Source organism: Intestinimonas massiliensis (ex Afouda et al. 2020) (assembly GCF_900626285.1).
Lineage (GTDB): Bacteria > Bacillota > Clostridia > Oscillospirales > Oscillospiraceae > Flavonifractor > Flavonifractor massiliensis_A.
This window is the reverse complement of sequence record NZ_LR131147.1, coordinates 2562482-2584544: the sequence shown is the minus strand read 5'-3', so window position 1 is coordinate 2584544 and position 22063 is coordinate 2562482. Positions and strand designations below refer to the sequence as shown.

Sequence of the window (22063 nt, the reverse complement as noted above, 5' to 3'; positions counted from 1 at the left end):
CCGTACGAAAGACTGTCAGCCATCCTCTTGTTGTAGCGTTCGATTTCAGCAGGTTGAGCCACCGGATGCCGGGGAGTTCGCGTCACCCAATAGATTGAATCGGCAACGAGAAAAGATGGATTCCGGTTGCAGATTCTTTAGTATTGGAGGAATGTGGATGAACAGCGTTGGCATCGATGTTTCCAAAGGGAAAAGCATGATCGCCGTCATGCGCCCCTTCGGTGAGGTGGTGGTTTCACCCTTTGAAGTGCGACACACCGCCAATGAACTGAACGAACTGGCAGGGCTGCTCAAAAGTTTGGACGGTGAGACCCGTGTGGTGATGGAATCCACGGGTAATTACCACGCGCCGGTGGCCTGGCTGCTCCACGACGCGGGACTTTATGTCTCCGTAGTCAATGCAATGCTGGTGCATGACTATGGGAACAACAGTTTAAGACGAGGCAAGACTGACAAGAAGGACGCCGCGAAACTGGCCAACTACGGCCTTGACCACTGGCTCACACTACCGAAATATGTCCCGGAGGAGGACACCCGGCTCATGCTGAAGACCTGCTACCGGCAGTACCAGCAGTATTCCAAAGTACGGACCATGCTGAAGAACAACCTAATCTCCCTGCTGGACACCGCTTTCCCTGATGCAAACCGCCTGTTTACCAGTCCACCCCGCGCCGATGGCAGCGAGAAGTGGGTGGATTTTGTAGCCGCTTTTTGGCATTGTGAGTGTGTCTGTGGTTTGTCTAAAAAGGCCTTTACCACCCAATACCAGAAGTGGTGCAGAAAGCACGGCTACAATTTTAGCGAGGATAAGGCACTGGACATATACGCCTCTGCATGTGGACACTTCGGTGTCATGCCGAAAACGGATACGGCAAAACTTTTGGTAGAACAGGCTGTTTCCCAACTCCGGGCAACTTCCGCCGCGTTAGCTGCTCTCAAGCAGGAGATGCAGTCCCTGGCCGTTTCTCTACCGGAGTATCCTGTGGTGATGGAGATGTTTGGTGTTGGCCCAACCCTCGGCCCCCAACTCATAGCTGAAATTGGCGATGTACGCCGTTTTCATTCCAAGAAAGCGCTGGTGGCCTTTGCAGGCATTGACGCCCCACCTTACCAATCTGGACAAGTGGATGTCCGTAGCCGTAACATTTCCAAGAGAGGATCTGCCTCACTGCGAAGGACGCTCTTTCTGGTGATGGGGGTCCTCCTGCAATGCGCTCCAATGGATGAGCCGGTCTACCAGTTCATGAACAAGAAACGCTCTGAAGGTAAGCCCTACCGTGTCTACATGATGGCCTCCGCCAACAAGTTCCTGCGCATCTACTACGCTTCTGTGAAAGCCTACCTGGATTCTCTGGAGCATGGCTGATTTCCCAGCTCTATACTGTCTGGCTGACCGCCATTTTTTGAAATGCACAGCGGTTTAATTTGGTGCACCCTTTTCCTTTGCTCGTTTCCTTTGAAAGTTTTACTTGACTTTTGTTAGCAGGTCTTTTNGCATGGCTGATTTCCCAGCTCTATACTGTCTGGCTGACCGCCATTTTTTGAAATGCACAGCGGTTTAATTTGGTGCACCCTTTTCCTTTGCTCGTTTCCTTTGAAAGTTTTACTTGACTTTTGTTAGCAGGTCTTTCGATTCAATGCTTTTCCTCGTGACGACGACACTGTTCTTCTGACGACCAATCTGTTTCCCGTTCAGGCGTGCGGTTTCAATTCCTTCTCTGGTGCGCTGATGCAGATCCTGGACTTCCTTTTCGGACTGCTCAAAGGCCAGCCGAATTTGTTCCTTGGCCAGTTCCAACAGGTAACGATTGACACCTTCCAAGATGTAGTCCACATTGCTGCCGGTCAGTTGAACGTTGTTTTCCAATGCCTTCTTATAGGTCTCAGTATTGATGTGGGGTTCTTTCAGGTAAACAAGGTTTACCCCTTTTTGATATAGCTCTTCATAGGCGGCAAACCCTTCTTTGGCATCTCCACTCATACGGGAAACACTGTCAAAGACGATCTCATCCCCGGGCTGGATCCTGCGCATCAGTTTCAGCCATTCCGGCCGATCCAGCCGCGTCCTGGTAAAGACCTCCTGCACAATAACGGCGTCAGGGTAAGCCGCCTTGATATTTCGGATCTGCCTCTCGATGCTTTGCTTGGGTTTCGATGTCCGACAGTAGCCATACCGCATCTTTATCTACCTCCGTACAGCGTATTGTTGTTAAGGCTTGATGGTCTCAATATAGACCATCGTTTTAACTAGTACTATGATTTACGCCGAGATCGATCTTTCAGCAACAAAGACTGAGACACTTCAAAGGTAGGTTTATTTTGATACTGTGAGGGAGCGATTCAACCAGCAGTTCAATGACAACGAAGCGCGTTCGCGGTATGCTTAACCCATCAAATCGTTCCGTCGGACATGACATAGGGGGTATGATCCATGAACATGAAAGATGCATTCCGTTTTCAAAACAAACTCAAAAACCTGATGTGTGAGGCCACCAGCATCCTGCAGGACCGGCGCAACATTGTCAAAGTCAAAACCACCCATCTGCGCAGTAAGGTCATGTCGGATGCTCTGGATGCCGTGGTGGAGGAAACTGCGCCCAGCGAGTATGCCGGGCACGCCAACGAAGTGGCGGCCTTCATTATGCTTTTGATGGAGGAGCGGGAGAAGCTGAGCAAGGCCATTCATGCGGCCAAGAGCGGACTGGATCTGGATATGGACAACGAGGTCGGCCTGAACCGGCAGCGCCAGGAACTGGCCGAAGTTTTCCGGCATATGACCACGCTCCGCAACAGCGAAAAGACCATCGCCGGCGGCGGATCCGGATTCCGCTTCAATGGTGAGGGCAACCAGGTTTCTTATCGGTGTGACGCCACCCAGGTCACCACCATCGACTTCGACCGGAATAAGATCCGGGGCATGGCCACGGCGCTGAGCAAGAAGGCAGACGAGATCTCCATGGCCTTGGATAAGTGCCTGGTCAATACCGAGGTGGCCTACGAAGCTCCTTTCGATATCAACGACAGCTTTGAGGAGATCCTCAACGACTTCATTGAAAAGGCGGCAGTTGCATAACTTTCAGAACCACACTTTCGGGTGTGGTGGGCGTGGCAGAATGGATAGGTCGTGATGATCGGTTCAGGCGCAGATGAATTATGAGGCTGCGCAACTCCAGCAGATTATGGACAGCATTTGCATGAATGTGAAATGAGCTCATAACTCATGATGAAAGGAACGCCAGGCGTTTCCCTCTGCGTTCAGCGCATTGCCACCATTTCTTCCACACGTTTACCCTTAAATGCAGAATTCAATCTTACGCTCCCTTGGTACACATAGTAATGATGTGAAAATCTTTTTTCAAGTCGCTTGCTCACCTGGGGGAGGCCTGTGACTCAGCTGGGTCGCGGTGGGCCCCAGGTTGGACAAGTGGATAAGGGTCTAAGCGGTTTTGAAGTTCTGCCATGCCCACTGCACCTGAAGAAATCCTCCGATAAAATGACCCGAGCAGCAGACGGCTGCCTGCTGCTCGAAAGAGACGATATGAGAAGTGGGGATGATGATTTCGTTCATTGGCACCTGGAGCAAAGCGCTCAGTGCGTAGAGATTATCTACGCTGGGAAGACTCTGCCCTCGCTGCCATTTGTAGATGGCCTGCGGCTCCTCAAATCCGAAATAGTGCTGGAGATCTCGGACTGTCAGGCCGCGATCCTTTCGGAGCCGGCAAATATTCGCCCCAGTGGCCACAGGATCGATCACAGGGAACTGAATCATGGACATATGGATCGCCTCCATTCATCAGGATGATTTCCGCCGCAGCGGAGTATTTCAGAATACCCGATATATTTCGGAATGGCAAGCGATTTTGAACATTTGTAATGAGATTGTCATATAGGAGGCGTTCGTTGAAACAAACAGACTTTTATCAGGATATTGAGCGGTTCTCACTGCTGAATGCCTACTACGCATACATGGATACAGATGCGTATCTGGCTGACCAACTTTTTATCAAGCACCAGGTGCGGGTCCATTTTCGAGAGGAATATGTGCGGGATGGTTCTCCATACCGGGTCATCTTCTGCCATGTACGAAAGCGGGATCAGGAGCGTTTCCTTGCGGCACTGAATGAATTACCAGGTAAAATGATGCTGCTCGGCCATACAGACTATCTGGATGCCTGCCGTGCCATTTGGGGGAACCGAAAATCGCATAATGAGAAGGAAGTGACAGACTGTGATGCAGTTCGTACCACTGAACAAGCGTAGCAAGAAGGCGCAGCGGGAATTTTACGCCCAAAAGCGCGGCTCCTGGCATGGAGTGAACCCAATTTCCCGGACTGTACAGAGCAGGAAGGCTTATGACAGAGCAAGAGTTAAACAATCGGATTACCGAAATCCTGAAGGTATCTGAAAAAGATGCGCGGCTGTGTCAGACCTCGGGTGGACGTCGGACTGGCAGGCAATACCGGCGCATACAAAGGGTCAGACACGATGATCGACTTCTGTTTCTTATTCAACACAGCGGATATGCGCCAAACATAGGGTATATCATCGGAGATTATGAAGAGAAAACGACTCTGCTTCATTCCGGCCTGCACATCAAGTATATGAAATCCAGCAGTCGGCAGCAGTATTTGAAACAGAGAGGAAACCGTCTGGTTCGGAAGTATTGCGGTCTGTCAGGCAAAGGGAATCGATATCGCAAAGTGTTCGACTATTGGTGGGCATTGTATTGAGAGACTGAATTTATCATGCAGCATTTGCTATCATGCTTATATGGAACAGGGGCAGTGTTTTTTCCGTCAGAGAAACTACACTGCCCGTTTTTCATATGTTCAGTTAAATCCGAAAGAAATCCTCAAATTCTAAGGCAAAGAAATCTGCAAGCTCCTGAACAACGCTTATTTTATTGATCCCTTGATTTACATATCTGCTCACTGTCCGCAGTTCCATGCCGTAGTCCAATGCAAACTCCTCCTGAGATGAATAGCGCTCTTGAATCAATCGCTTGAGAACCAGGCCGGCCTTTTGCTGTGGAGTCCAGCTACTCATCATCTTCACCCCCACGAGCATTTGAACGCGCCCAGACACGGGCAATCATTTCACGGTCACTCTCTTCTGAGGGTGTGTAAGGTACCCGGAGTCCTCCTATTGAGGCGGAACTGGAGACCGCTTTCAACCTCTCTACATATACTTTATCAGTTCCAAGTTCTTCGTCCGTCTTTGGCACAAAGATTACCGTCTCATCCGGCGGGTTAAAGGGATCTGGTCCGACTTCCACAGTCATACCCAGCCCAGGTAATTCTACGGTTTCCGGTTGTGCCGGCGCTGCATCAGACCACTTAAAGCGGAATTGAAATTTTGATACCGCCATAGCAAACTCTCGCATGTCTTTTTTCATGGAGGGATAAAGATTCACAAACTTCTGGACAGTTTCTATATCGTCCAGGAATTCCGCGCAGCGGTATGGCGCAAAGGATCCAAATGGAGACAGTCTGACCGTGTCGCCAATTTCAACAACGCCTTCCGACTGATATACTTCTCGATACTTCACAAGACGATCATAATAAAGATACTGATCTGGATCATAGCGATCCTCCAATTCCAGTACAGAGGCCAGCCTGTTGAACTCGGATATGTCGCTTTCGGAGAGATCGTTGGTCAGCGCCGCCTGAAATAACTCGTTCTCACGTTGAACCATGTCGAGAAAGGAAGTGCACAGTTCCTTGATCTTGCTGAAATGACAAAGCTGCGCTGTTCTAATTCTCAATCCCTGCATGGCAGCACCTTCGTGGAATGTCCCTGGTACTTCTTTATCCATTTGCCGAAGCAATTCCAACAGCCTTTGATATACACTGCGGTAATTGTACTGAACCGGAAGAACATCATGGTTGTGTATTTGATCACCCAAGATGGCTTTGAGGAGCCTGTGCTCGGCCAGGCGTGGGCCGTAGCGAAGCTTCTCCAATTCCTTCTCAAATTCAGAGCGAAGTTTGAAGTAGGGGTATTTCGTCATCCATGAACTGATTTCTCGTCCATCGAGCTGCATCAGGGCCTCAATCGGCAGCCCGAGAGATTTTGCGGCTTTGGCCAAAGTTTTCTTTTGAAGTTTTCCATGCTTTTCAATGGGGTTTGGTGAAAAATCATACTCGTCGTCCGGTGAGGCGTATCCAACGCAATGAGCGCAATCGATATACAACCAATGAAATAAATCTCGGACAAAATCTTCGATATCGTTTGCTGTTGGTTTCATGTCTATCCCCCCTTGACTTTGTACCATCATCATAACGGACCGAGGACAAGTTGTGTAGGACTATTTTTGTCGCATGCAATGTGAACAGGGGAGATGAAGGCCGAGAAATTGCTCCATGACAAGAATAGACCTTTCCAATACATTCCAATCTGATTATAATAGTATATATCCTATTTAACAATCACTCCGGGGGATCGATATGAATAAAATGCGGCTGAACCAGTTGTTCTCCAACTATATAGAAAAGTTTGAGTACATCAATAATCCAGATAATAATGAGACATACAAATGGGCGGCAGTTGAACAATACCGTGAGTCTTTCAACCTGGAAGCACCCGATCTACCTGGAATGCTTTATGAGGCGTGGAAGGCCAGCGAGAACCTCATCGACAGTGCCAACCAGCAGCCCTTCTATGCTTTGGTATCTTACGCAAAGGAAGAACCGGAGACCGTTCGGAAAATGTTCCGGGATCTCTTTGCTGATGACGGTGAAAATCTCGCGGAACGGCAGGAGAAGATCATTGCATTCATCCAATCGAGCGAAGAATTAAAGGCAAAATATGCGCCTGGGAGCTGGAGATATACTAACGACCAGCGCTCTGTGATGGCTTACCTGTTTTTTCATGATCCAGAGCACAATTACCTCTATAAGGCTACCCAGGCTCACGAATTTGCTGACTGTGTTGAGTTCCTCGATGATTGGGGAGCTGGCGCAAACTTCAAACTGGATGTGTATTATCGGATGTGTGATGAACTGGTAGCCGCAATAAAGGACTCACCAGCATTGCTCCAAACCCACATGAGCCGATACGAGGAAAATGCTGATCAGCTCTATGAGGATCCGGCCTATCATGTTTTAGCCTTTGATATGATCTACTCATCCCAAGTCTATAACCTCTATGATGGCATCCAGTACGATCACCCCAAGGGAACAGAAAAGAAACTCCATCGTGAGCGGATGGAAAAGGCAGCCGCACTGAAGGAATCGTATGAGCAAGCTCGTGCCGACTTTGAGTGCCTGGAAGAAATCCGGGCAGTAATCCTATCTCACTTACAGGCAGGCTCAAACATCATCCACAAGGTGTATGGCACCGGCACAATTGTCTCCATGGAGGGACAGGCTATTTCCATTCAGTTCCCAGCACAGGCAGAACCCAAAAAATTCATGCTCTTACCCTCGCTTGGCGGCGGCTTTCTGAGACTGGGCACTGAGGACGACCTCCTTGTTCAGAGCAACGCTAAGCTGCTGCAGATGGATGGGAGTTTGGAACGACGTCTGAAGAGCGCCGAGGCTGCACTGGAGCCATATCAACAATACCTATAAACCAGCAGCCGCTCCCTCCGAGCAAAGGAGGGAGCGGTTTTTATACGACCTTTTCGAGAATATCTTCTATGTCGCAGCACAGAATTCTGGCAAGCATTACAAGGTATTCGACTTGTGCTTTATTGATGTTTTTCTGGCGCTGTTCGTATTGCTGGATTGTCCGGATGGGCACTCCGGACGCATCGGCCAACTCTTTCTGGGTGAGCTTCACCTTCTGCCGGCGCAGCTTTAGGTTGGTATCCGGTTTCGCAACCCGGTATAACTCGTTCATCCGATCACAGAATTGGCGAATGTCCATCTCATGGTAGGGATGATACAGTGCGGACACTTGCCGAATGGGAATATAGGCATCGATCTCCTCAAAGGAAAGTCCTGTCTCCCATTGATAATAGGCCAGGGCCCAGCCAGTCCAGTATTCAACGCTGCGGTCAACCGGATAGTTTGGTTTGACCCGCTTTCTGCTGATGCCGGATTGCTCCAGAACATCATAGGCAAGCTCTACTCCGGACTGACCAACGATGACTGTGAAGTCACCACGGCCAAATCGATCTGCGATACCGGAGGCCAAAAAGAGGTCATAAAACGTCTCCAGACTGTATCCCAGGTCATGCACCGCAAAGTCCAGCATACGCCCGAGGGCAGTGCGCGCCTTCTCCAGATAAACCTTATCGTAAGCGTTCATCATCGGGCTTCATCTCCTCGTCCAAAATCTGCGTGATATACAGATCGCCACGCTGCCGCTTGTTGCGTTCAACGCTGAAGTACTCGCGTCGGGCTGACCGATCTCGCAGCATCTTTTTTGCGTACCATTCATCATGATCAGCCACTTCATAACCAAGGAATTGAATCCGATCAAATGCCTGTTTGCTCTTCAAAACGAATTGCTGACCCAGTTTTCCCAGATGCATCGCATTGTTGAGCTGCCGATAGGAGATCGTACCGTTGATAAAGTCCTGGGCAAAGGAAAAATAACTGTCATCGGCGCGATATCCGATGATGGCATCCTGTGACTGATAATCTACGCGAAAAGTATTCAGGATATATTCTTTGGCCTCCAGCGCCAGTCCGGAGGGCACGTCAAACTCACGGTTTTCCAAAAGAACAGCGAGCCAGTGGAGGATATTGAAAGAAGGTCCGTTCAGATCCAAAATTTTGAGACCTTCACAGTCCAGCTCATAGCGGTTGGCATACCCGTTCCGATTCTGAGCCACGCCCCATTCTTTTGCCATTTCCAGACTGTCGGTACAGTAAAACCCCAGGCCATAGTCATTATATACTTTACCATAACCAAATTGGGGCTTCTCTATGATGCTGGGGGATCCATGAAATAACTGACGGATCATACTGCCACCTCCTCAAAAGAATTATACTCCTTTAGGAGTATAAAGTCAACTCGGTTGGATAACGGGGTGAACAGTTGTCTTTCCATTGCCATTCCCGTATAATAAACTAAAAAGGACAATCAATGCAAGGGGGACAATGGCTTGTGAAAGAGGAGCAGCTGATTGCCGAAGTGTTGTATGGCGAGGAAACTGCAGATCGTTCCCGATATGCGTTATATGAGAATGGTACCTATATGGTGATCTCCAAGTTCGCATATCTCATCGGTGTTCCGTTCCATATCTTTGAAAATGAGCATGAGCCCCCGAAGATGGAGTGGTATGAGGCGCTTGAAAAAGATAAGAATGCCCGGATCATTCGGAACCTCTGTATGCTGCGGACAGCATTTGAGCGCAACTACCGGAACATCTATCAGGCTATGCGGTATGATTTGAAGGGCATTGCCAGTATGCCGGAGTATATTCCGAGAGAATGTATCGATCAGCTGTCGGCAGATGGCCTTTCCATCTATCGAGCCAATGCTCAGCCCATTCAGTACATTATAGACATCAACAGCCATATCGCAAACCGGATCAACAACTGCAAGAACCTTTTCCCCATCTGGCTGAATTGGTCTTACATCCGCCAACTGTTTATCATGCCAGGCGGTACAACGGAGAAAGGCGCCAAAGGCGCTGCCGCTGACTATTATGCCCATAAAGAGATCTATCCCTATCAAGTTTACATGAACTGGTCAGCTCCATCCGATGTGGGTAACATCCTATATAACGATAAGAAATTCGTCCGGCTCCTCTATGAGCACCATGAGGACTACTTCACGGACATGAGCAAGGTCACAGATGCAGGGCTCATAGCCAAAAACGGAATCTATGACTTCCTGGAGCGAAGCAATCGGACAGCAATCGTCGTGGACTGTGAGAACGCAGACCCCTATAAACTTTATGCCACCCTGAACAATCTGGATCAGGCTGCACTTCTTGGGAAGATCAGCAAAATCATCCTCTATGATGATGTCCACACCACCACTGCCTGGAAGATTCTTGAGAAATTCACCCAGATCCCGATTGAGCACAACATGATTGAGCGCATCAAAGAAAACAAGTCCTTGGTAGATATCCGGCTCACCACCGGCACATGCCGCGAATTCTTTCAGAATAACACAGACTCCTTCATTCTGGCCTCCAGTGACTCAGACTACTGGGGACTGATCTCGGCCATGCCGGAGGCACATTTCCTGGTTCTTGTGGAGTCGGACAAGTGCGGGCCGGATATCAAGCGAGCCATGATTGATGCGGGTATTACCTATTGCTATATGGACGACTTCTGCACCGGAAACAGCGACGAGATTCGCATTCAGGCGGTTTTGAATGAGGTCAGAAAGAGCTTGGACGAAGCAGTCCATTTCAATATCCAGGAATTGTTTCAAGAGGCCATCCGCCGCACCAGGGCCGAGCTCTCTACCGGTGAGCAGGCGCAGTTTTACGATCGCTATCTTAGACCCATGCGACTGAATGTGGACAGAGAGGGGAATGTGGAAGTCCAGCTGGGGCCACTCTGAGGAAATAAATAAGGTGGAGAACGGGACAGTAATAAAAGTTGGCTGTCCCGTTCCTATAAGCTCTATGGAAATAATAGGCGGATAGATTGCAAATAACAAATAGCGGGAAGAAGGGCGGACTTCTATACGAAGTCTGCCCTTCTTTTGCGTTTTCAAATTTACTTAGATTCTCACCCTCAAGCCAATCAGATTATCCGTCTGGATTCCCACCAGGTACCAAGTGCTGGCCATTTCAATGCGAGTAGGCACCCAGCGCCCACCGACCATCACATCAAAACACTGGCCGCAGTGCAGTCCGCCATAGTAGTTGTTAAGGTCAAATCGGATATCGATCCGATCCCTCTCCTTGTTGTAGACCAGTACGCCGCAGCGCTGTTTCATGGGCATATAGTTTCCCTCCTAATCTCTTTTGGGCATGTAGTTCTCTTCAAACTCCTGCTTGGCAACCCATTCTGGAAGTTCAAAGATGCGAGCGGAGTGCAGTTCTAAGGCATACAGCTCGCGCTCTTTCTTGGTGTGCAACCACGGGGTATCCGCCTCAACCCAAGCGAGAAGTGCTTGGTACAGCGCCTCTTCCCCGCTGCTTTGAATGAGCCGGTGCATCGCAGCTTCCCACACCGAAATCTCAATGTCGCCGATCTCGGTCTGTGCACCAAAGCGGTAGTCACTATGCTTGCGCCCATATGCACCTATGGATGTTTTCGACCGGCCTGTACCATGGAGATATCGAAGATCCTGGAAGGTTGCGGACTCCGGGATATGTTCGAGGTTATCGATTGTGATGTGCTTCATTTTGCACCCCTCTGGTCATGCTTGATTTCGGAATGCGGCCATCATATCACTGAGATCCGGATCGGCCGCAGGTTCATCCAGCTCGGAGGACGGCGAACAAACGCCAAGGCTGCCTTCTGCCTGCATTTCCAAGATGACCTCCCGAATAATCTTCTTCATGGACTCCTTGTTGTACTCCTGTTCAGCATCCGGACAGCTGATAAAGTGCAGGATTGCATTCACAACCATATCCGTCATGTTGCGGGGCCTGGCTCGAAGAATCTCCAATACCTTCCGGTGCCGGAAGTCGAAGTCATTGAATTGGAGAGAGATTCTGGGGCGATGATTACTGGCCGCCATGGACTGCCACCTCACTCTTATAGAGAAGATCATAGCCGACGGCATTGGCATGGATGTCTTCGATAAAGATCGGGAACCCGATCTTATCGCTGCGTTCGATGATCTGACGAAGCAGCAGAGAGCCACCGCCGGCGAAGACGCATTTGCTGACCTTCAGATCGATGCTGCGCTCACCAAGGAAATTGCAGAACTCGGTCAGGAACTGACTGGCCATCTTTCGAATCAGGATCTGCACCTCTCCCGGCAGAATCGTGGGTTCACCTTTGATGACCTCGTCAATATCGCAGTCTTCCAGATGAAGAGCATACTGGGAATTACACTGGCTGAAGATGCTGTTGTAGAGCGTAATCACACCCTGCTCAAAACTTTCGACCACAGCCAGGTCTGGCTTGCCATACCTCAGTTTCAGGACATCGACGGTATAGCCGCCGATATCGATGATATAGGAGGAGGCGTGTTTTTTAAGTTCACCGAACCTCGTAACTGCGGCCGCCAGAGCCTGGGTATAACTCACTACCTTTCCGATCCGGATGGAGTAGTAGCGGCCATTGTACTCGAAATCTACCACTTCGTGTTTTCTCAGGAAGTACTGTTCGAACCGCGCGTGAAGCTGGCCATAATGTGCGGGCGGCAGCCCGATCAGGAGCGTGACATCTACCGTATCATCGGGTTCCTTGATGCCGGCATACTCCAGCTCTTTGGCAATGGCGAACAGTGTAAGCACAAAGAACCGGTCATCCTCAGTCTTGTCCCGTAAATAAGAGATGCGCTTTTCCGTCAATGAATAGTATTTTCCGTCCCAAAAAATACAGTCCGTTTTGATTCCGGGCTGGTTTTCGGATTCGACCAGTCCGGACGTGAAGAGCAAATGCGGTGTTTTGATGCTCTTGTTGCCGTGATCTACTGAAATAATCATACGATGACCTCCTGCTGATTGAACTCTATTTCTATTTACGCACATCGTCGTCAAGTAACAACAATGCGAGGAGAGCGGGGGACAGCCAGGGACGGCTGCCCCCCTGGGATCAATTAACCTTTGAGGAGAATACGTAAACGCAGAAAACTCTTTTCCACAGAGCGGTAGATCACAGAGGGATCCCTGCCTTCGGCCTTTGCAATCTGCCAGCAGTTCATATCCTCCAGGAGCATCATGACGCGGCGCCGCTGGATGGGCGTCAACTTGCTGATGGCCTCGTAGAGACGTACAGCCTCATCGCGGCGCACGACCTCATCCGATACGGGATCAGGGCCGGTTGCAGCCATGTTGATTAACACATCATCAAGGGGGACACCGTAGTGATGGTAAGAGATCCGTTTGCGCTGGCGATCTTCCTCGCGCTGAAGCTCAAGCCACTCTTCATAGACCTCATCACTCACGGGAACCACTTGCTCGACGCCATAGTAATCCTTAATTCTAATCGTTTTCATAATTCCTCCAAGTTGTTCAAATTTTTGGGATTTGAACAACTTGAAGGAGGCCCTCGGGCCCAACAGGTCGTACGCATTGGCCATGCTCCCCAATTTGGGCAGCAAAAAAGCCGAGTTGCTGCTTTGTGCAGCGACTCGGCTCATGCTCCCGTATTGGCTGGTGAGAGTATGAAAAAAGGGCTCTTGGATGACTCCAAGAACCCGAATGCTCTCCAGCATAGTCAATTATACCTGGTTAAAATGTCACCTTCAATGCCAGCTGTCTGCCAATTTCACCTCCATTTTACTGCCATTTGTTCTCCCATTTGACTTCCACATTCTCTCCCATTTCACCTCCCACTTCATGCCTCAGCTGCTGCAGAAGTTTTATGGTTTCGCATCTGTTCCTTCAGAACCAAGTCGGGAATGATGATGCACCACAGATAGGCGGCATACATCCGCACAGCCTTTTTGGAGTGCCGGTAGTATGTGGATGAAGGCATACCAAGCGTCAGGAACGCATCTTCATTTGTCCTGCAATACGCATTAAAATACCGGCCGAAAAGGATTTTGTAGTAGAGTTCCCCATGGCGCTGGTCTTCTTTGACTAAGAGCAGTGCAGATTCCAGGATAGAGAGCAGCTGCATGGAGTGACCCATATCGGTCAGTCGTTCCGCAATGCGTTTCCGGTCTGTATCGTGGTCATAGTCGATGGCCAGATTGATAAAATCGGTAATGGATTGTCGGCGCCCCTCGTAACACATCTCATCCAATTCACCCAGGCTTTGCGCGGCAGCCCGCAGCATAGGGCCATATACCCGCAGTAAGGTTTCTGTCTTCTGGACTTCTTCGTCTGTGACATTCTGTAAAATGTCTAACTTCTGAAGAAAAAGTGTGAACTTATCCAATGCGCTTACCTCCCTTTGTGTATCGTTCAGCCGGACATACGCTCCATTCACATAATTTCAACGTAAATTCTACAAAGTTCCTGTTCGTTCTGCTTGACAACACAATAAAGTCCCTTTATAATGCAATTAAGTTCTAACACATTCCTGAAAGTTCCTTTAAGTTCTATAATCAAAATAGCAGGTGACTCGAGGGTTGTCAATAGAAGTTTTGAAATTTCGACCGAGAGATCACCGGCAGAAAGAGGACGACTCAATGAAAACAATTGGCGAAAAGATTCGTGAGTGCCGCATCCGTCTCAACTTAACACAGGCTGATTTATCGGAAAAAACAGGGCTCACTGTACGTACAGTTTCCAAGTATGAAACGGATTCTGTCACGCCTCGTGGCCTAAACTTGCATAAGTTGGCAACTGTACTCGGTGTAGCCGAAGCGTATCTGCTGAATCCGGAGATTGAAGATCCAACCTATGGCTTGGAAGAGGCTCCATACATTGAGGCGGCACGAGAACAATATGGGCGGAAGGGAGCAGATGACATGGGTAGTCTCCTCTCCGGTGTGCAAACCATGTTTGCTGGCGGTGATATCCCTCAGGAAGAGAAGGATCTGTTCTTCCAGGCAGTCATGCAGGCGTATCTGGAGTGCAAAGAAGAGGCACGCAACAAGTTCACACCGAAGAAGTATCGCAAGTAATCTGAGCCTCATTAGGGGGATCCCCGATGGAGTACAGATTATGGGACAACGAAACTGTTACTATGACCGTACCAGGTGAAATCGGTCTGTTTTGAATCGAGGTGCTGGAAATGCGTGCAGAGGATATCAAGCGTGAAGTGGCTCGTCTGAAGATCAAGTTCAAGACATCGGATGCGGCGGAGATGTGTGACGCGTTGGGGATTCGTGTTTCCAAATTCTCCATGGGAATCAGTGAAAAAGCCTGTAAAGGTTTTTTCATGGTTCAGGATAGGATCAAAGTTGCTGTTCTGAATAGCGATCTTGATGAACGAATCCAAAATGTGATTCTGCCGCATGAGTTGGCACATGGAGTTCTGCATGTGGATCGCAGGATCCGCACGTTTCATGAACTGTCCTACCTGGATGAGACCGATTTTCTTGAACGGGAGGCAAATATCTTTGCTGCGGAGTTCCTGATAGATGATACATCGCTCTTTGATGTGGCAAACAGTCAGGCGGACTTTTTCCAAATGGCCAGCTTGCTGAATGTACCTCCGGAACTTCTGGATTTCAAATTAAGACTACTCAAACAACAGGGGCATCGTGTCAATGCGCTCTATATTGCGCAGTCGGATTTTCTCAAACGGGATATTAGTAAGCCTCTGATCTGAACCGCAGATTCCGGTGAATGCCGTGAAATACTATCACGCAAAGTCCTTATGGGGGTATGAAGATGATAGCTACCAAAGAGAAGGTATGCTGGGTGGATTGGGAAAATCGTGTCATCTCCTTCCGCGATTTCGCGCACGCCGAGCTGCGGGTATTTGAGGAGCGGGAAAAGATGCTGAAGTATGTGTTGGATGCGGTAGAACAGGGCTTTCGGATTCAATAACGAGAGGGGGCTTCTGACGTGTCTGATGCCGAGAGATTACAACAGATTCATGCAGCGCTCATGCAGCGTGGTTATTCACCTATTAGCCAGATCGTTGGATTCCTTCTGACCGGTGATCCGACCTACATCACGAATTATAACGGTGCAAGAACACTGGCCGGCCAAATCAATCGAACAGATTTATTGGCGGATATCGTGTCATATTATCTGGAGGAATATCAGCTCATGGAACCTGATATCAAGCACGAAGAACAGATCCTCCCGGCTGGTGAAAGGTGCGGATGAACAGTATCATAGATTTCCCACATGGTTTGAACCACACAATGTCCAAGAGCAGGGCTATGATGTGTCCATCGGTGAGGACACCAATATCCTGTCCTATACGGATGTGGCCGATCTCAGTGAGTATGCCATCCCTGCCATGCAGTGGGCCGTGGGCGCCGGAATCATCAACGGTACCGGCGACGGCTCCATCCTCACTCCCCAGGGCCAGGCCACCCGCACCCAGGCGGCGGTGATGCTCATGCGGTTCTGTGAGGAATATGTAGTCTGGTAACTGCACTAGAAGGCGCCTGCGAATGTTCGCAGGCGCCTTTACAATGTCCATGGTGTTTTTTGAATTCTTCTGTGAGATTTCTGATTATAGGCAGATGGGCGGCGGCGTAATTTCTGGTATGATTGTTGTAATCTTCACTACATGGTATGATTCCTTTGTACTTATTAGAAAATCTTTCCCCTTGGGAATCTAACTAAGCAGTGATTAGCGAGTCATGTAAGGCTCGCAAAAATGGAAAGGCACTCCAACCGGACAGGTAGGGGGCCGCAAAAGTGCGCTTTGATTTGTGATGACGCAAATCGAAGTGCTATTTTTTTGTCCAAATTCCGTTTGAACAGCGGATTTGAGAATAATTTGAAAGGCGGTATTGACCAATGACAGACCAGAAAATTTACGCAGACAACTTCCGACGCACATTTGATGACCCAGGTGATTTCATTCAATTCCTAAAGGAACGGAAAGAGAACAGCCGCTGGATGACAGCGCCGTCCCGGAACCTCGTGTTCGAGTCCTTGGAGAAGAACACGCAGATGGGCGAACTGTACCTGAAGCTCTATGACCACGACGACCGCGCGGAAATTATTGCCGACACGATGGAGAACACCAGCTTGTTGCTCAAGGTCAACGGTGAGACTTACCCTGTGCGATCCTGTGCAATCAAGTCGATTCTGGAACGGGCCCGCATTTCCGGGCACGCCCTGAACAAGGTATCCAAGTCGATCTTCACACAGATCCTGAACTACTGCATGGATGTCGCTTCCGGGGACAGTCTCATCAAGGTGGCGGATGACAAGGTTTCTGCAGTACACGGCGGGGACCCGAAGGATTACGCCATTCTGGAGATTCTTCCGCTGGTCCAGTGTGTCCGGTCTATTCTGGATCGAGACTTTGCGGGAAATCACTTCCTGACAGCCAATTTCGACCATTCCATCGTAACATCCATCTGGAGTCTGGATGGCCAGGCCAATGAGCTGATGGAGACCTACCGGCAGGCCGTTGCGGAAAAGGGTGTGACCGAGGCAATGTCTGCCCGGCCAGGGCTGCGCTTTACTACGTCGGATGTCGGCGTGAGTGCGGCCAACCTGTATCCCATCCTGCTTCTGGGCGGCAGCAATCGAATCATTCCGCTGGGGGATCCTCTGAAACTGGACCATAAGAACGGTGCAGACCTGGATGCCTTCGCGTCCAGTATGGATCAGCTCTATGCCTGCTTCAAGGAGTCGATCGAACGGCAGCAACAGTTGCTGAATGTGGAGATCCGCTATCCCTATACCACAATGCTCGGGGTTCTCAAGCGTATCGGCATCACCAAGAAAATGAGCTATGAGGTGGCAGACCTTTTCGCCGGCCAGTCTGGTGTAAGCTCTGGATGTAATGCCTATCAGCTCTATCTGGCCATGTCGGATGTGATTTTCCTTGCGCAGTGCGAAGGCGCCAGCGCCTACCGCATTGCACAGCTGGAAGAAAACATCGCGCGTGCTCTGCGCATCAACTGGCATGAGTACGATCGGCCAGGCGACTTCAAGTGGTGAGCGTCATGGGAATCTATCGTGTCCCTTTGGTTTGGCAGATGTACGGGCATATGGATGTGGAGGCCAAGTCATTGCACGAGGCAATCGAGTATGCGCTTGGCCCGGAATGCCCGTTGCCTGAAGGCAGCTATGTGGATGATTCCATTATGGTGGATACCATTGCAATGGAGTGCCATGATGAAGCCCGCAGCAAGGAAATTCAAGCGTATTTGAAGAAGAACGGGGGTGAATAAATGTCTGATTGGGCAAGTGGAATCGTTGATGTGACCGGGACGAAAGCCTCCATTGAGGCGTTCTTGAACCGGTTCCTCTATGATGCTGAGCCATCGACTGTACCGGGCGTAAGATACTTTGCTCGGAGCGTACTCTATGAGAGCCGCGATAAGATCCAGGAAGATCTCGATAGTGTCTTTTTGGATGTGCCGGAAGGCGAAGAGCGGGAGTATCGAGTCTATCCGGAGTTTGCGTGGTCTGCGGCTTATTGCCTTGCGGGGCTCTATTCCATGAAGTATCCCGGACAGTGTGCCGGGTTGGCAGATGCCTGTGTGGAAGACCAGGTCGATGTCATAATCCGCACAAAAGCTGCATCGGAAGGTTTTCAGGAGCTGATCCAATGCAACCGGATTGGTGTCCTCATATGCCAGGCAGATTCACTACACAATGCTCGCTGCAAGAACTGCGGCCAGATCGAGTCCATGGCAGATTTTGAGACCCTGGACGATTTGGAGTGTTCTGAATGCGGCGGCACCGAATTTGAAATGAGCGAGGAGATGTAACTATGGCGCTGGATTTGAATTATAAGCCGATTGCTCTTGTGGATACCTCCACCTTAACGGAGGAGGAGTGGCTTGCCTGGCGGAAGAAGGGAATTGGCGGTAGCGATGTCGCTGCCGCCCTTCATCTTTCTCCATACAAAACGGCACGAGATCTGTACTTCGACAAGATTGGGGTTGAACCAACTGTCGAGCAGCCGGACAAGTCCATCACATTTGCCATTGGCCACCTGCTGGAGGATGTGGTTGCTCAGATCTTTTCCAAGAAGACCGGGTTCACAGTATACCGGGATCAGACGATGTATCAGCATCCGCTTTTCCCGTTCCTGCTGGCTGATGTGGACAGATTTCTTATCCTCCCGGATGGCAGGAAAGCCATTTTGGAGTGTAAGACGGCCCACTACAACATGCAGTATCTCTGGGCCAACGGAAGTGTGCCGCGCCATTACGAGCTCCAGGTGCGCCACTACATGAGCGTTATGAACATCGATGTCGCATACATTGCATGCCTCTTTTCCAACCATGAAGATGATTTCGTGTGGCAGCGTATTGATCGCGACCTTGATGACGAGGAAAACACGATCTACTTCCTGGAGGACTTCTGGAAAAATTATGTCTGCCTGCGTAAAGAGCCTCCGCTGACGGAAAAGCCCGATTTGGTGCTTGAGACCATCCGCAGTTTTTCGGGTCTGGCAGATAAGAATGCTCCCTGCATTCAGTTGGAAGAGCATTTTGCCAGCCAACTGGAGCAGATCATCGCATGGAAAGAGGAGAAGATCGAACTGGATCGGCAATCGCGGCAGTTGGGCAGCAAAATCAAGAGTGCGTATGCCCCGATCGTAGAGCTGATGGGTACCGCATGCAAGGCCTCCTGCCAGGGCAATGATGGAATCTATGACGTTTCCTATGTCCCTGGGTATCGGGAAGGCATTTCCAAGACCCAGCTGTCCCAGCTGCGTGCGCAGTATCCGGAGATCTACCGCGATTTTGCGGATGTGACCGAATACCGCACATTCGATGTGAAAAAGAGCAGCCTGTAAAGGGGCTGCAGTGCGACTGGTATGCATGACAACACGGATCAAAAAGTTGGAATCAATGAAGATTTGGAGGTGACTGAATTTCTATGACATATGTATGCTCTCCACTGTCGGCGGCCACAAGAGCGGCAACGCTCTCCAATGCGGCCAAGGCAAAGAACTATATGGGGCTGGCAGAACAGGAGTTTGGGGATCGCGCTGTTGCTCCCCACGCCTTCCTGCCGTACCTACTGGATGATGGTGTTCCGGAGGAACGAGCTCTGGCAGTTGAGTTTGGCAAGAAACTGTTGGCGCTGTGCACACGGCTTGTGGTCTATGGATCCAGAGTGTCGGCGGGTATGCAGGGAGAAATTGCTATGGCTGAGCAACTCGGAATTCCAATCTACTACCGGACGGAAACCGGAGGGGTGCGGGATGCGATGTAAATTCAGCCATGCAAGGTACAAGGGGCCAGATGGATTCTGTGTGTTCCTGTATCACACCCAGGACCTGCAGGTGCCTGTCGAGGCGAGGAGACATAGCAGATACGGAACGGACTGGGCGCTGATCACTGCTGTGGGATATGGACTGACGGATACCAGCAGTGTGGACGTGGAATTAGAAGGCACGTGGCAGAACTCAAAATACGGCATGCAGCTCAATGTTACTTCATGCCGGGAGGTGCTGCCCAACACGGCGGCCGGAGCCATCGCCTATTTGAGTTCAGGACTGATCAAAGGCATTGGGCCTGAAACGGCAAAGGCAATCGTGGCTCGTTTCGGGACGAATGCCATTGCAGTGCTGGACAGTGAGCCGGAAAAACTGCTCGAGGTCAAGGGCATTGCCAAGGCCAAGCTGGAAAAGATCCTGGTATCTTACCGGGCAACCAGAAAACTCCGCGATCTGACGGAGTATCTTGCCCCATTCGGCGTGTCGGTCAAGAAGATCGCCAAGATACAAGAGGTGTTTGGCGATGACAGCCTGGCCATTGTTCGGCGTGATCCGTTTCAACTGTGTAGAATACGTGGTTTTGGATTCCTGACCGTCGATGAAATAGCACGCAAGACCAAAGTCAGTCTCAAGAATCCACTGCGCTTTGCAGGTGCCATTGAATTCTTGCTGGATGAAGCAAAGGGAGCCGGGCACCTGTTCCTTCCGCTTGAGAGCCTCTCAGAGCGATGCTATGACCTGCTCAACCGCGACTGTGAGCAGGAGGTCGTTTCTCTCAATGATGTCGCTGCGGCGCTGCAGACGGCCCACCAGGAAAAGCGGATCTACAATGAGAACGGACGTGTCTATCCGTACTTTGAACGGCACTGCGAGGTTCAGACAGCAAAGCGTCTGGTGTCTATGCTGCTATACGGTGAAGCACCCCCAATTCATGACCTGCGCAACGAAATTGAGGCGAGTGAGCGCGCTCTGCATCAACAGCTCGCCGATTCTCAGCGCAGAGCCGTGGAACTATGTCTGACGCAGCCGGTGTCCATCATAACGGGCGGACCTGGCGTGGGTAAGACTACGACCCTACGGGTGATTCTGGATATCTACCACCGCACGCAGCCGGACAATGAAATCCTGTTGGTGGCGCCTACTGGCAAAGCAAGCAGACGCATGAGTGAGCAGACTGGATTTCCAGCCTATACGCTCCACGCCGCCATGGGAATCAAGTATGACGATGATCTGGAATCAACGGATTTTGATCTGCTGTCTGCGGATTTTGTTGTGGTGGACGAAAGCTCCATGGTGGATATGCGCTTGGCCTACGCGCTATTTGAGCGGTTAAAACCAGGGGCACAGCTGGTGCTGGTGGGAGATCCCGATCAGCTGCCTTCCGTCGGCCCAGGGAATGTGCTGCGTGAGATGATCCGCAGCCAGATGATTCCGACAGCCGTATTGGACATCGTGTTCCGCCAGGCATCCAATAGCCGAATTGCGCTGAATGCGCAGGCGGTCAACCATAACGATACGCGGCTGCAGTATGGGCCGGATTTTGCGTTTTATGATGTGGCGGACAGTGAAGCGGCAAATCAGCTGATTCTAAAATGCTATTTTGAAGAAGTCTCAAAACACGGCGTAGAAAATGTGCAGATCCTATCTCCTCAGCGTAGGAAAGGAGTCGTCTGTTCCAATCGCCTGAATGAGCAGATCCGCGAGATAGCGAATCCGCCTCGTATCGGAGTCCGGGAAATCAAATGCGGAGGAAGGCTGTTTCGGGAAGGAGATCGCATTATCCAAACGAAAAGTGAGGGTGATGTCTCCAACGGAGATGTCGGGGTAATCACTGCCATTCGTGAGGATGGCGAGGAGGAACCCACAATCCACATCCGGCTGCTGGACGGTCGAGAGTTCGAGTATTCTGCGGACATGCTGGAAAAAGTGGATCTCTCATATTGTATCAGCATCCATAAAAGCCAGGGCGCTGAATTTCCGGTAGTCATCATCCCGATACTGAAGGAGCACTACATCATGCTGCGCCGAAATCTGCTGTATACCGCAATTTCCCGAGCCAAGGTAAAAGTGATCCTGATTGGTCAGAAACAGGCGGTCTTTATGGCCATTCACAAGAGTGATGTGGACAAGCGCAATACCATCCTGTCCGATCGGATTGTGGCCTACTATGCCCGCGAGAAACAGAACTTGGTTGGTTAAGTCCGGAGGAACAGGCGGTAACAATGCCACTGTTCCTCCATCAGAATGGAGGTTATTTT

The 22063-nt window shown here is 50.2% G+C and carries 28 protein-coding genes and 1 pseudogene; 17 read left to right on the top strand and 12 right to left on the bottom strand.

What is annotated here, in order from left to right:
- Positions 1 to 157 precede the first annotated feature (157 nt).
- Positions 158 to 1366 (top strand): IS110 family transposase, encoded by a 1209-nt coding sequence (locus E0E41_RS12805; protein WP_130870848.1) that lies wholly within the window; start codon positions 158 to 160, stop codon positions 1364 to 1366.
- Positions 1367 to 1612: 246 nt separating this feature from the next.
- Here the strand turns inward: E0E41_RS12805 and E0E41_RS12800 are convergent.
- A pseudogene (locus tag E0E41_RS12800) lies at positions 1613 to 2179 on the bottom strand (recombinase family protein); the annotation flags it as partial.
- 252 nt (positions 2180 to 2431) lie between these two features.
- Here E0E41_RS12800 and E0E41_RS12795 point away from each other — a divergent pair.
- A complete protein-coding gene (locus E0E41_RS12795; protein ID WP_033117929.1) occupies positions 2432 to 3073 on the top strand; it encodes a hypothetical protein in 642 nt (213 codons plus the stop codon).
- Between the two features lie 363 nt (positions 3074 to 3436).
- Here E0E41_RS12795 and E0E41_RS19290 read toward each other — a convergent pair whose 3' ends face one another.
- The gene (locus tag E0E41_RS19290; protein WP_341349256.1) at positions 3437 to 3775 is read right to left on the bottom strand and encodes a helix-turn-helix domain-containing protein; all 339 of its coding nucleotides are present in this window, start codon (positions 3773 to 3775) and stop codon (positions 3437 to 3439) included.
- Positions 3776 to 3900: 125 nt separating this feature from the next.
- Here E0E41_RS19290 and E0E41_RS12785 point away from each other — a divergent pair, with 125 nt between their 5' ends.
- Complete coding sequence (locus E0E41_RS12785) at positions 3901 to 4260, top strand: hypothetical protein (RefSeq protein ID WP_052082703.1); 360 nt, start codon at positions 3901 to 3903, stop codon at positions 4258 to 4260.
- 92 nt (positions 4261 to 4352) lie between these two features.
- On the top strand, positions 4353 to 4730 hold the full coding sequence (locus E0E41_RS12780) for a hypothetical protein (RefSeq protein ID WP_033117928.1): 378 nt from the start codon (positions 4353 to 4355) through the stop codon (positions 4728 to 4730).
- A 103-nt stretch (positions 4731 to 4833) separates the two neighbouring features.
- Here the strand turns inward: E0E41_RS12780 and E0E41_RS12775 are convergent, their stop codons facing one another.
- On the bottom strand, positions 4834 to 5046 hold the full coding sequence (locus E0E41_RS12775) for a helix-turn-helix domain-containing protein (protein ID WP_033117927.1): 213 nt from the start codon (positions 5044 to 5046) through the stop codon (positions 4834 to 4836).
- Positions 5039 to 6247, bottom strand: coding sequence for a hypothetical protein (locus tag E0E41_RS12770; protein ID WP_033117926.1), 1209 nt, complete (start codon positions 6245 to 6247; stop codon positions 5039 to 5041). The genes E0E41_RS12775 and E0E41_RS12770 overlap by 8 nt, the downstream gene beginning before the upstream one ends.
- Before the next feature lie 199 nt (positions 6248 to 6446).
- Here E0E41_RS12770 and E0E41_RS12765 point away from each other — a divergent pair, with 199 nt between their 5' ends.
- Positions 6447 to 7571, top strand: coding sequence for a hypothetical protein (locus E0E41_RS12765; protein WP_033117925.1), 1125 nt, complete (start codon positions 6447 to 6449; stop codon positions 7569 to 7571).
- 40 nt (positions 7572 to 7611) lie between these two features.
- On the opposite strand, the gene E0E41_RS12760 is transcribed toward E0E41_RS12765, so the two are convergent.
- Entirely contained in the window at positions 7612 to 8256 is a 645-nt protein-coding gene (locus E0E41_RS12760; protein WP_033117924.1) for a helix-turn-helix domain-containing protein, read from the bottom strand.
- Complete coding sequence (locus tag E0E41_RS12755; RefSeq protein ID WP_075705380.1) at positions 8237 to 8914, bottom strand: DUF3990 domain-containing protein; 678 nt, start codon at positions 8912 to 8914, stop codon at positions 8237 to 8239. Before E0E41_RS12755 ends, E0E41_RS12760 begins: the two co-directional genes overlap by 20 nt.
- A 143-nt stretch (positions 8915 to 9057) precedes the next feature.
- Between E0E41_RS12755 and E0E41_RS12750 the strand changes: the two genes are divergently transcribed.
- Entirely contained in the window at positions 9058 to 10470 is a 1413-nt protein-coding gene (locus E0E41_RS12750) for an NYN domain-containing protein (RefSeq protein ID WP_033117923.1), read from the top strand.
- Between the two features lie 162 nt (positions 10471 to 10632).
- Here the strand turns inward: E0E41_RS12750 and E0E41_RS12745 are convergent, their stop codons facing one another.
- The 6 genes from E0E41_RS12745 to E0E41_RS12720 all read right to left on the bottom strand — a co-directional run bounded on the left by E0E41_RS12745 (position 10633) and on the right by E0E41_RS12720 (position 13916).
- Complete coding sequence (locus tag E0E41_RS12745; RefSeq protein ID WP_033117993.1) at positions 10633 to 10851, bottom strand: DUF5348 domain-containing protein; 219 nt, start codon at positions 10849 to 10851, stop codon at positions 10633 to 10635.
- Positions 10852 to 10869: 18 nt separating this feature from the next.
- The gene (locus E0E41_RS12740; protein WP_033117922.1) at positions 10870 to 11262 is read right to left on the bottom strand and encodes a hypothetical protein; all 393 of its coding nucleotides are present in this window, start codon (positions 11260 to 11262) and stop codon (positions 10870 to 10872) included.
- Positions 11263 to 11277: 15 nt separating this feature from the next.
- Entirely contained in the window at positions 11278 to 11601 is a 324-nt protein-coding gene (locus E0E41_RS12735) for a hypothetical protein (protein ID WP_033117921.1), read from the bottom strand.
- Positions 11588 to 12517 carry a ParM/StbA family protein gene (locus E0E41_RS12730; protein ID WP_033117920.1) on the bottom strand — a complete coding sequence of 310 codons (930 nt, stop codon included), beginning with the start codon at positions 12515 to 12517 and terminating at the stop codon, positions 11588 to 11590. Before E0E41_RS12730 ends, E0E41_RS12735 begins: the two co-directional genes overlap by 14 nt.
- A gap of 113 nt (positions 12518 to 12630) precedes the next feature.
- On the bottom strand, positions 12631 to 13248 hold the full coding sequence (locus tag E0E41_RS12725) for a hypothetical protein (RefSeq protein ID WP_033117919.1): 618 nt from the start codon (positions 13246 to 13248) through the stop codon (positions 12631 to 12633).
- Between the two features lie 122 nt (positions 13249 to 13370).
- Positions 13371 to 13916: a hypothetical protein gene (locus tag E0E41_RS12720; RefSeq protein WP_033117918.1), complete on the bottom strand. Its 546-nt coding sequence runs from the start codon at positions 13914 to 13916 to the stop codon at positions 13371 to 13373.
- 253 nt (positions 13917 to 14169) lie between these two features.
- On the opposite strand from E0E41_RS12720, the gene E0E41_RS12715 reads away from it, so the two are divergent.
- The 11 genes from E0E41_RS12715 (at position 14170) to recD2 (ending at position 22004) form a co-directional block, all read left to right on the top strand.
- Complete coding sequence (locus E0E41_RS12715) at positions 14170 to 14607, top strand: helix-turn-helix domain-containing protein (protein WP_033117917.1); 438 nt, start codon at positions 14170 to 14172, stop codon at positions 14605 to 14607.
- A 110-nt stretch (positions 14608 to 14717) separates the two neighbouring features.
- On the top strand, positions 14718 to 15257 hold the full coding sequence (locus tag E0E41_RS12710; RefSeq protein WP_033117916.1) for an ImmA/IrrE family metallo-endopeptidase: 540 nt from the start codon (positions 14718 to 14720) through the stop codon (positions 15255 to 15257).
- 62 nt (positions 15258 to 15319) lie between these two features.
- A complete protein-coding gene (locus E0E41_RS18555; RefSeq protein WP_156113768.1) occupies positions 15320 to 15478 on the top strand; it encodes a hypothetical protein in 159 nt (52 codons plus the stop codon).
- Between the two features lie 18 nt (positions 15479 to 15496).
- Positions 15497 to 15763 (top strand): IreB family regulatory phosphoprotein, encoded by a 267-nt coding sequence (locus E0E41_RS12705; RefSeq protein ID WP_033117915.1) that lies wholly within the window; start codon positions 15497 to 15499, stop codon positions 15761 to 15763.
- 61 nt (positions 15764 to 15824) lie between these two features.
- Complete coding sequence (locus tag E0E41_RS12700) at positions 15825 to 16034, top strand: S-layer homology domain-containing protein (protein ID WP_033117914.1); 210 nt, start codon at positions 15825 to 15827, stop codon at positions 16032 to 16034.
- A gap of 374 nt (positions 16035 to 16408) precedes the next feature.
- Entirely contained in the window at positions 16409 to 17566 is a 1158-nt protein-coding gene (locus E0E41_RS12695) for a hypothetical protein (protein WP_033117913.1), read from the top strand.
- 5 nt (positions 17567 to 17571) lie between these two features.
- Positions 17572 to 17799: a hypothetical protein gene (locus E0E41_RS12690; protein WP_075703406.1), complete on the top strand. Its 228-nt coding sequence runs from the start codon at positions 17572 to 17574 to the stop codon at positions 17797 to 17799.
- Positions 17800 to 18342, top strand: coding sequence for a hypothetical protein (locus E0E41_RS12685; RefSeq protein ID WP_033117911.1), 543 nt, complete (start codon positions 17800 to 17802; stop codon positions 18340 to 18342).
- A 2-nt stretch (positions 18343 to 18344) separates the two neighbouring features.
- On the top strand, positions 18345 to 19379 hold the full coding sequence (locus tag E0E41_RS12680) for a YqaJ viral recombinase family protein (RefSeq protein WP_033117910.1): 1035 nt from the start codon (positions 18345 to 18347) through the stop codon (positions 19377 to 19379).
- Positions 19380 to 19462: 83 nt separating this feature from the next.
- Complete coding sequence (locus E0E41_RS18550; RefSeq protein WP_033117909.1) at positions 19463 to 19801, top strand: DUF7768 domain-containing protein; 339 nt, start codon at positions 19463 to 19465, stop codon at positions 19799 to 19801.
- Positions 19791 to 22004 carry an SF1B family DNA helicase RecD2 gene (gene recD2 / locus E0E41_RS12675; protein ID WP_165450549.1) on the top strand — a complete coding sequence of 738 codons (2214 nt, stop codon included), beginning with the start codon at positions 19791 to 19793 and terminating at the stop codon, positions 22002 to 22004. Before E0E41_RS18550 ends, recD2 begins: the two co-directional genes overlap by 11 nt.
- Positions 22005 to 22063 lie beyond the last annotated feature (59 nt).